Source organism: Xanthovirga aplysinae, assembly GCF_009711365.1.
Taxonomy (GTDB): domain Bacteria; phylum Bacteroidota; class Bacteroidia; order Cytophagales; family Cyclobacteriaceae; genus Xanthovirga; species Xanthovirga aplysinae.
The window spans coordinates 1-8,885 of sequence record NZ_SMMB01001127.1 but is presented as its reverse complement, the minus strand read 5'-3'; the positions used below and the strand labels follow the sequence as shown (position 1 = coordinate 8,885).

The window sequence follows — 8,885 nt, the reverse complement described above, 5'->3', positions numbered from 1 at the left end:
AGGAAGCCCTTTCTTTTAACTGGATTTTAAGGTCTTCGCATAAGAATTGCCATTCCTCCCTTGAAACGGTCCCATTTTCTTTGGAGGGAGCATACAAAAGGATATCGATTGTTTTTGTAAAGCCCGTGCTGGAGAAGGGGGTTGCCATGATTCCTCTTTTCACTTCCACCTTTTCTAAAGCCTTCCCAAAATGTTTATAACAAAGCGCTTTGATATCTTGAATTGTTACTACCCTGTTTCTGCTAAGTATAGTTTCCCTATGGGCGTAGATTCTCTCCTCTACATTTGGATTTTCTCTTCCACCAAGAGTGGTTAACATATTGAGGATGGTTTTTTCTTGTAGCTCAACTCCAGTATCGGGTTTGAAATTTATTCCGGCCTTAATATTATTTGCAAATACCCCATTGGTGGTCCAATATTCCGCAAAAATGCTTTTAGTAGGGTTTTGCTCCCTTTGGGATAAATTGAGCATAATATAGGGTATCCCATTTTTTTCTAGTTGGCTTTTGTCTACCATTTGTTCCAAGTTGGCGATTAGCTGGTTAAGCTTTCTAACTTCGGAAGTTAATAAATCCCCCCCCATAGCAGAATAGGAAGCACTTTCATCTTTTAGGGTTTCCAAGAGGTGTTGTACCAGCTCAGAAGCGCTTCTACTATCAAATCTTCCTACACTGTCCTTGCGGATAATTGCGATGTTTTCATTTGGTTCCTCGGTTCCATTGAAAGATTTTTGATTGTACCTAGTGCCCTCGGTATCATAAATATCTTTTACATCTAGGAAACTGTTGTCTGAAGCGAGTGGAATTATATTCAGAAAACGACTAACCTTTTGATTTACTGACTCCAACTGTTTGTTAATGGCCGGAAAGCAGTTAAGTGCTATCTGAACGTCTTCGGTTACCTCATCTACGAGAGTTGGTGGGAACTGAAATTTAAACCAGACAATTTCATCTTCTAGGTTTTCGAGGGCTTTTCCCTCAAAAATTCCTTCAAATTCGAGGGGGAAACTATTTTTCTTTTCCTGGTGATATTTATTTAGGTCGATTTTTTCATCAAGTGTAATGAACTTGTGATTAAAGAAAGCATTAACCTGAGCATAAATTTTGCTCATGGCCTCGTGGTTATCATTAATAATACTATTAATATCAAATTTTTTGTTCTCTATTGTGTTATAGCCCTGATGAAGCTTGATGGGGTTGTTGTTCACACTTACGTACAGCTGTTTGAGATAATGGTAGAAAATCTTTTTATGGTCTTCATTGCGGACATGAAAATAGAACATTGGGTTTTCCAGTCTTTTTACTTTTTTGTCGACCAAAATCCCAATCCATAAGTTGGAAGGCTTTAAGGATTTGTTAGGTCTGGCATGGGTTAAAACCGTTTTATTTTGAAAATTTACGACCTCATACAATTTATTATCCAATGCTGTATATTTTACAGAAGCATTTACAAGGTTAAAATTTCCGGTAGGCCCAAAGAATATTCGTTTATTAATAGGGTTTTCTGGTTCATATTTATTTGGGATTTGATGATTAATATAAAACTGGTTAGTGAGCTGAAGGGTAAAATTACTTTCAACAGGCATGGCATGCATAACGGTTCGAGCAGGCAGGACACTTCCACTGTTTTCAATGGTCATTACCTCTAACAATCTGTCTAACAACCTAGCATTAGAGGCTTTTATTTCTCCATAAATAGATTCTAGCTCTGCTGCACAACTATTCAACAATAAGCCTACAAGAGGGTCAAATGAGGTTTCTGCTTCAGCCTCAGGATAACCCCAAATTTTAGCTGCTCTCTTAAGTATGCGATCTTTAATCCGTTCTCTTGTGTTTAGGTTCATCATTACAGCACTTTCATATTAATGGTAGGATAAGGGGCCGATATAAAAGGAGAGCTTGCTAGAAAAGGCCTTATTATTCTTTTTAAGAGTTGCATTCACAAAAATATCTGCCCTTTTTTTAGCCCGAACTTTTGCATTTATTGGAGACAAATCACTGTCTGATATTTCTACATCCACGCTAATGTTCTCAATTCGTTTTTCATACCGTTTGATGCTCTCCTTTAAATAAGCCTTCAAATGTTCTCTTATAAAGGTGTTATTAGGAAAAATGAGAAAATCAATTTCCCATATACCACAACCAAACAGATCATCATGTTTGCATTCTCCAAAAGAGGTGGTTGCAATAAATTGTAAATGCTGTTGTATGGATTGTTCCAGGGTAGTCTTTTCTAACTCTTTCTTTCCAATGGTCTCTTCCAGATTTAGTGGAAACTTAAAATAGCTCTCGTACATAAGTTTAGAAATTATAGAGTGTTGGCATCTATTCTCTTCCCTTTTTGGTCCTTTCGAGGAATACCGAAAATGATAGTACCTTTCTTGGATTTTTTCATTTTTACAAAGAGATAGTATATCTTTTTCGTCTGTTTCTAATCTGGTTTAGGTGCATCTCAAATACCAATACTATTGATTGAGGTTTGATTTTACTCTTTCCCAAATGTTAGCCATGGATTACTTTTCCTTGGGAATTAGAAAAGGGAGGCCTTTATTCGTTAAATTTTAAAGACCAATCTCTTTCCAATTTTTGATTATTCCTGTTCTAATTCCGTATTCCATTCTGTGCTATCGCTCCCATTTTGCCCCGCCATTTTGATCATAAAGTTTTTCGCTGGGAAATAAGGTTTCATATGAATATTCAGGTGAATCTTATCCTTTTGAACGGGGTCTTGCTCAAATTTCATGATGGCAAAATCTTCAATTAGTTTACCGGGGCCGGTAATGCCATCAAGGAATTTCATAATGCTTCTCCTAATCTCTTTCTTGGTGGAGGAATTAAAGTTTTCAAAGGCTCTTCTGTTTAGAAAATCCATGAGCACCTTAGTGACATAATCAAAAACTCTAACTACCGAATAGGTTTGTAGACCCAGGTTATCACCATTGAATAAAGTCTTAGCGGAAAAAGCCATTACTTTACCATATTCTTTCACCATAGGGATAAGTCCCATTGCTTCAAGATTGGCTATTTCACTTTTTTTCAGGTCAAAGCGTACGCCATCAATTTCATTAATTCCTCCAAATTTTTTACCTGCAGTTACTTGCGACATCAAAGTGGCGTAAATCTTTCCAGCCAGTCCAGCTGATGGAGGAATATAAAGATCATCCTCTTCACCTATTTGTTTAATTTTACCTCTTCCTACCAACCAATTGCAGGTCATTAATACATTGGAGCGATGCACCTCACCACCTGTCAGGTTTGCAAGCTCAAACATTTCCATTACATCATCTGGCTCATCTAGATGGAGAAAATCCGTGATCAGCATCACTTTATTATTATTGGCAATTTTTGCCCACTTTTCTATTACAGCATTGGAACCCAAATACCCAGGGATTACCAAAAGGCCATAATTATCCTTGAGGTCGAGGCGGTCATAGTTTTGTACTAATTCATTTTGAATGGTGTCTATAAACCTAGTGTTATCAAGATCCTTAAGCTGTTCGAGCTCAGCGTTGATAATAGAAACGTTCTTCAACTTTTCACTTTCTGTATTTTTATAGAAGGAGGCCACCGTACGATAAGACTGTTCTAGTTCCTTGGTAGCATTTACAGCCAAAACAAGGTTTTTCTTTAAAGTCTTTTCTGTGGTGTCATACTTCTTTTCACATTCATCAACCATTTCTGTGATAGTTTCGCTACCACTAAGCACTTCAGTCCAAAGTTGAAGTTTCTTTTTCAGCTGTTCTCTTTCCCCTTTTTTGCTGGTTTCACCTAGGAATATTTTTTTCCTGGCTTTTCTACTGGGGTTAAGATTTTGACTTCCGTCCACAGCCAGTTCCACTAAATCAAAGCCACCATACTTGGCTAATTTTTCGCTGTACTCCTTAAGGACTTGTCCCTCCTGTTGAAGAACCTCCGCTCCTGCTTGTTCCTGTACTTCTGCCATGTTCTTATTATTTTGCGTCCTCTAATTCTTGAATTAATGTTTGCATTACTTTTAAGAGTGCTTCTTTTGATTCGGGATCTTGTAGGGCGGTTTTCAGAATTTTATTGGTTTTCAATTGCTTGATGATTTTCTGAAACTGTTCTTTTGCCGAATCAAGGTCTTGGAGAAATGGGCTTTGGGCTGTTATTCCTTTTGCGCCAAAATCACCAAGATTAGAGAAATTCAATAATTCTTTATTTGTAGTACCCTCTTGATCCTCAAAATCTATTTTTACTTGAGGGGAATAATGGGCAAACACTTCCTCCACTGTTTTAAGGCCTCCTACAATTTCCGGTTTGATGGGGGTATCGGCGGTTAGCTTACTTGTTAGCAAGGTCCTGTTCTGAGGTATTTCCGATATCGCTTCCCCAGCATCCAGTTTAACTTCGTTGCCTCCTATTCCATAATTTGAACTCATAATCAACTTTTTTAGACGGTTAAAAACTATTTATTCCTTCGAATGGCCCATCTTCTTGGGAATTAAAATTTAAGCTAAAGACACTTGTTTAGAGTGTTCTCTATTTATTTTTGACCTTGTATTTTCACTTGAATCATACACTGGCTTACTGTTTCCATATCAATGTACTTTCGGCCCAGCCAACGGTAATTTTTTCTCCTTTTTTTAATGCTCCACAAATGATTCTTTTGGATAGGGGTTTTCTTAATTGAGTTCTGATGATGTTTTTAATTGGTCGGGCCCCGTATTGCGCATTATAACCGGAAAGAGCTAGGTGTTTTTTGGCTTCTTCTGTTATTTGAAGCTCGATATCCATTTCATCTAACATTTGAGTCAGTTCTTTGCGGAGGTGGATGTCGAATATATCAACAATATTCTCCTCCCTAATTGGAGCAAAAGGAACGATTTCAGTTAATCGCCCAAGAAACTCTGGTCGGAAATATTGCGACATGATTTCCAGTAGGTTGGAAGAAGTGGGCAAATGCTCATTTTGAAAAGATTCTGTTATATATTGACTGCCAATATTAGAGGTAAACAGCACCACTGCATTAGAAAAGTCTCCCTCTTTTCCTAGTTTGTCGTGCAACTTTCCTTCGTCCATTATCTGTAAAAAGAGATCAAAAACGGAGTGGTGTGCCTTTTCGATCTCATCAAATAGAACCACAGAATAAGGCTTTTGACGTATTTTATTGACTAATAAGCCACCTTCTTCATAGCCCACATAGCCTGGAGGTGCCCCATAGAGAAGAGAAGCGGAATGTTCTTCCTTAAATTCCGACATGTCAAAACGGATGATAGCTTCTTCATCCTGGAAGAGAAATTCGGCCAAGGTTTTTGCAAGTTCGGTTTTACCAGTTCCGGTAGGCCCAAGCAGGAAAAATGAACCAATGGGTTGGTTTCCTTTGCTTAGGCCAGAGCGCGACTCTACAACAGCTTCACTTACGGCCTTCAATGCATGGTCTTGCCCCACCACTCTTTTTCTCATTATTGTCTCCATATTAATGAGCCTTTCTTTCTCTTTGTCCCTGATTTTTCCCATTGGAATACCTGTGATCTGAGCCACTACTGCACTTAAATGAGTTTTTGTAATTTCCTTTAGTGTTCTTTTTGAAACCTCTTCTAGGGATTGTAACTTTTCTGTAATGGACTTACCTATTTGTTCCATTGATTGAGAAGACTTTTGTTCAGCCTTATCTTTTAAGTCATCATATAATATCAAGCCCACCTTTTCTTCTATGCGTTGTTGTAGCCAAAGAAGCTCTATATGAAGTTCCTCACCCTGTAGTTCTTCACATAGTTCCTTTAATTCGATATTGAATTTTTTCAATTCAATGTTTGCTGTTTCTTTGGTTGTTTTTACTACAGAGAGTGTACGATCCAAAAGGTCAATTGCGGAATCAGGCAGGGACTTTCCTTTCATGTAGCGATTGGCAAGGCGGATAGCCTCTTTCACAACGTCATCCTTTACTTTGAGTTGATGAAAGTCTTCGTAACTACTTTTTATGTGACGGATCATGCGGTAAGCGAGATCAGTGGAAGGTTCTTCAATCTTTAATAGTTCAAATCTTCGACTAAACCCTTCCTCATTTTCGATGTGTTTCACGTACTCATCGGTTGTTGTTGCTCCTATTAATGTAATTTCCCCCTGTTCTAATTCAGGCTTTAGCAGGTTGGTTAGGTTGTGATTGCCATTTTTCTTATTGAGTAGGGTATGAATCTCATCTATGAATAAAATGGCTTTATCGTGAGTTTTTAATTCTTCCAGAATAGCTTTTAAACGGTCTTCAACTTCTCCTTTATAGGAAGCTCCTGCAAATAAGGCCCCATGATCCAATTCAAAAACTGCAGCCTTTTGTAATCTTTCTGGTACATTTAGTTGAGCAATTTCCATGGACAGACTATCCAAAACAGCTGACTTTCCTACTCCAGGGTTTCCGATAAGAATTACATTGGGTTTAATTTTTCTCCCTAATACTTCGAAGATTCTTCTTAATTCATACTCCCTTCCAATTACTGACTGTAGCTGACCGTCTTTTGCCAGTTTAGTTTTGTTGCGACAATATTTGGCCAAAGCTTTTTGGGATTGTTGAGGATGGGTTTTTCTTGAACTTCCTTTCTTTTGGGTTGGTTGCTCTGTAATGTTTAAGATTTCATTTCTGCTTAGGGGCAAGGATTTAAGTTCGTCATAACTAAAACCAACACCTGGGGTGCATAAGGCGGCTAGAATACTGGGCATATCTACCTGATCTTTTTGAAGAGAAAATGAGATCGCTTCAGCCTCTCTTTTTACTGCATCTAAAGCTGGGTTTTCCTTTAGTTTTTCCGGATGAGAGCTCCCTTTCTTGACGTCTTCTATTTTTACCTCTGCCCATTCTTCTATGTAATAGATGTCTTTATCCAAATCAAGAAGCATTTCTTCCAGTGACAAATCTTTGTGAAAAAGAGCTTTGAACAAATGTGGAGGAGCACAATAGGCGTTACTATTATCCAGGGCTATTTGTTGAGCAATGTAAATTGCCTTTTCTATTTCGGGGCTATTTTTCAAAACGGTCTGGTTCATTTCTTTATTTTGCGCGGTTTAAATTTTCAAGCACTAATAGATTTTTTCTTGCACTTTCCAACTCAGTTTTGTAAGTCTCTAAATTTTCTTTCAGCTCAGTGATAGTATTATTAGCATTCTTTAGTTCCCTAAGCTTTTTTTTGTCTTCCAATATGTCGAGGTACAGAGAAATGATAAGGTCATACATATCACCATTCACTTGAGGTTCATTCTGGGTGATTTTTTGCATGTCGATTAATTCAGCGCCAACAAGTTGTTGTAGATAGGAGCTATTTTGTCCCTCTAAGTTTATAGAGTCCAGCAAATGTTTTGTTTTAAACATATGCTCTTTATATTTAAGTTGAAAGTCGATTTCTTTGGATATGCGCTGGTTTTCTGCTTTTAGAAGTTTGTTTTGCTCTAAGGGTAATTGGAAATCGAAAAATATAGCTAAAACTACCATGGCCATGGTAATAATAAATAGCAAAAGGAAAAGTAAAAATGCCCGTATTCTTTCTTTTTTATTTAGTACTTCCATAGTTCGTTTCCTTTTTATTCTACCAAAAAAATGGATCTTTTAGGCTTTAATTTATTTTTTGGCTCATCATTGAGGAGCTTTCTTTCTCCAACAAAAATGGATGACTCTTTTCGTTTGCCAATGTAATCCAGGCGATTCAGTGTGCTAAAAAGGCCCTTTATGGTTTCAGCAAAAGCCACAACTAGTTTTTGGGTTTTTGCAATGTCGTTGTGCTCATATTGGTTATTGCTTAGGTCAGTAAATAAAGTTTCAAATTGTCCTTGAGATAGCCCACACCATTCGGAAAGGAAATTCAGCAACTCTTCTTTTCCTGTACCTGACCGCAAATCAATGGTGTTTTTTATTTGACGTGCCAGTCTGGTAATAATTTCAAACATAAATGCTGGCGGAGAGTCTTGGGCTAACCATCTGAAAGAGGTTATTTTATCTCCCAAAAATGTCACAATGTTTTGAGTAAGGAGTAAAATCAACTCTGTAAGTTGGCTGATTTGTTTTTTTTGATTTATCTTTTGCGCAATTTGCACGCAAAGCAATTCCAATTCTCCTAGGAATTTATCTAATAGGCTGTAGGTTTCTATCAGTTTAGAATGGCATCTTGTCATGTTGCAGGGAGGTATGTATTCATCTACTAGCGTGGCCTCTTTTCCCAGGATTTTAATTTGTCCAATAGGAAGTAGATAAGGGCTAATAGAACTCCCTAAAAAGGTGTTTTTATCGATAACGGTCACCCTATATTTTGGGGATGTGAAAGGGTGGCGTGGAGGTGTTTCTTCCGGAAAAGGGGTTCCAATTGCAGTGCGATCAAATGGATAGATTGATAAAACAATGAACAGGATGGTTTCTTGCCCTTCCACTATTTCATAAGTGCAATCCAGTTCTTTTGCTGTATCCTCAGTGATTTCAATCCGCGCCCCATTTACCGTAACTCCTTTGCATTGGTTTATTTTTATGCGCAACAGCTTATGGTTATCAATAGCCATGGAGATGTTTAACATTTCCTTGCTGCTTTGGGGGGGTAGTAATCCAAAGTTTAAATGATTTAGACCTATTCCAGTGACATCCTTGAGTCCTTCGGTGATATGATTTTGTAGGTCATTGAAATGACCCTCATTTATTTTCATACCATCTATCCAATTGACAGGCAAGTATTTTAGTTTCTCTACCATTTAATCACTTTTATTTAAATTCTACTAAACACTCCTGGTTGTTTTTTCCCAATGGGATATGTTTCATGCCCCCACAGATGTAGAGAAAAGCTTCCTAGCAAAAGTTTATTCTTACTATTGTTGTTTCTTTTTCAATTTCGCATTGCCCACCATACCTGGGTCATTGCCAAAAAACTTATCTAAAAACTGTGTTATAAAGGCTTT

Annotated in this window: 7 protein-coding genes; all 7 read right to left on the bottom strand. The window is 37.6% G+C overall.

The window, feature by feature from the left end:
- Positions 1 to 1,846: type VI secretion system baseplate subunit TssF (locus tag E1171_RS13705; RefSeq protein ID WP_155206596.1), on the bottom strand; the 1,846-nt coding region annotated here is incomplete at its 3' end.
- Positions 1,847 to 1,861: 15 nt separating this feature from the next.
- The gene (locus E1171_RS13700) at positions 1,862 to 2,296 is read right to left on the bottom strand and encodes a GPW/gp25 family protein (protein ID WP_155206595.1); all 435 of its coding nucleotides are present in this window, start codon (positions 2,294 to 2,296) and stop codon (positions 1,862 to 1,864) included.
- Between the two features lie 293 nt (positions 2,297 to 2,589).
- Positions 2,590 to 3,942 carry a DUF5458 family protein gene (locus E1171_RS13695; RefSeq protein WP_155206594.1) on the bottom strand — a complete coding sequence of 451 codons (1,353 nt, stop codon included), beginning with the start codon at positions 3,940 to 3,942 and terminating at the stop codon, positions 2,590 to 2,592.
- Between the two features lie 7 nt (positions 3,943 to 3,949).
- Positions 3,950 to 4,399: a type VI secretion system contractile sheath small subunit gene (locus E1171_RS13690; protein ID WP_155206593.1), complete on the bottom strand. Its 450-nt coding sequence runs from the start codon at positions 4,397 to 4,399 to the stop codon at positions 3,950 to 3,952.
- A 145-nt stretch (positions 4,400 to 4,544) separates the two neighbouring features.
- A complete protein-coding gene (locus E1171_RS13685) occupies positions 4,545 to 6,998 on the bottom strand; it encodes an ATP-dependent Clp protease ATP-binding subunit (protein ID WP_155206592.1) in 2,454 nt (817 codons plus the stop codon).
- Between the two features lie 4 nt (positions 6,999 to 7,002).
- Complete coding sequence (gene tssO, locus E1171_RS13680) at positions 7,003 to 7,515, bottom strand: type VI secretion system TssO (RefSeq protein WP_155206591.1); 513 nt, start codon at positions 7,513 to 7,515, stop codon at positions 7,003 to 7,005.
- 14 nt (positions 7,516 to 7,529) lie between these two features.
- Positions 7,530 to 8,681, bottom strand: a complete 1,152-nt coding sequence (locus tag E1171_RS13675) for a hypothetical protein (RefSeq protein ID WP_155206590.1) — start codon at positions 8,679 to 8,681, stop codon at positions 7,530 to 7,532.
- Between the last annotated feature and the right edge of the window lie 204 nt (positions 8,682 to 8,885).

Coding starts and splice junctions, on each gene's coding strand:
- E1171_RS13700 (WP_155206595.1), bottom strand. CDS start 2,296: ATGTACGAGAGCTATTTTAAGTTTCCACTAAATCTGGAAGAGACCATT.
- E1171_RS13685 (WP_155206592.1), bottom strand. CDS start 6,998: ATGAACCAGACCGTTTTGAAAAATAGCCCCGAAATAGAAAAGGCAATT.
- tssO (WP_155206591.1), bottom strand. CDS start 7,515: ATGGAAGTACTAAATAAAAAAGAAAGAATACGGGCATTTTTACTTTTC.
- E1171_RS13695 (WP_155206594.1), bottom strand. CDS start 3,942: ATGGCAGAAGTACAGGAACAAGCAGGAGCGGAGGTTCTTCAACAGGAG.
- E1171_RS13690 (WP_155206593.1), bottom strand. CDS start 4,399: ATGAGTTCAAATTATGGAATAGGAGGCAACGAAGTTAAACTGGATGCT.
- E1171_RS13675 (WP_155206590.1), bottom strand. CDS start 8,681: ATGGTAGAGAAACTAAAATACTTGCCTGTCAATTGGATAGATGGTATG.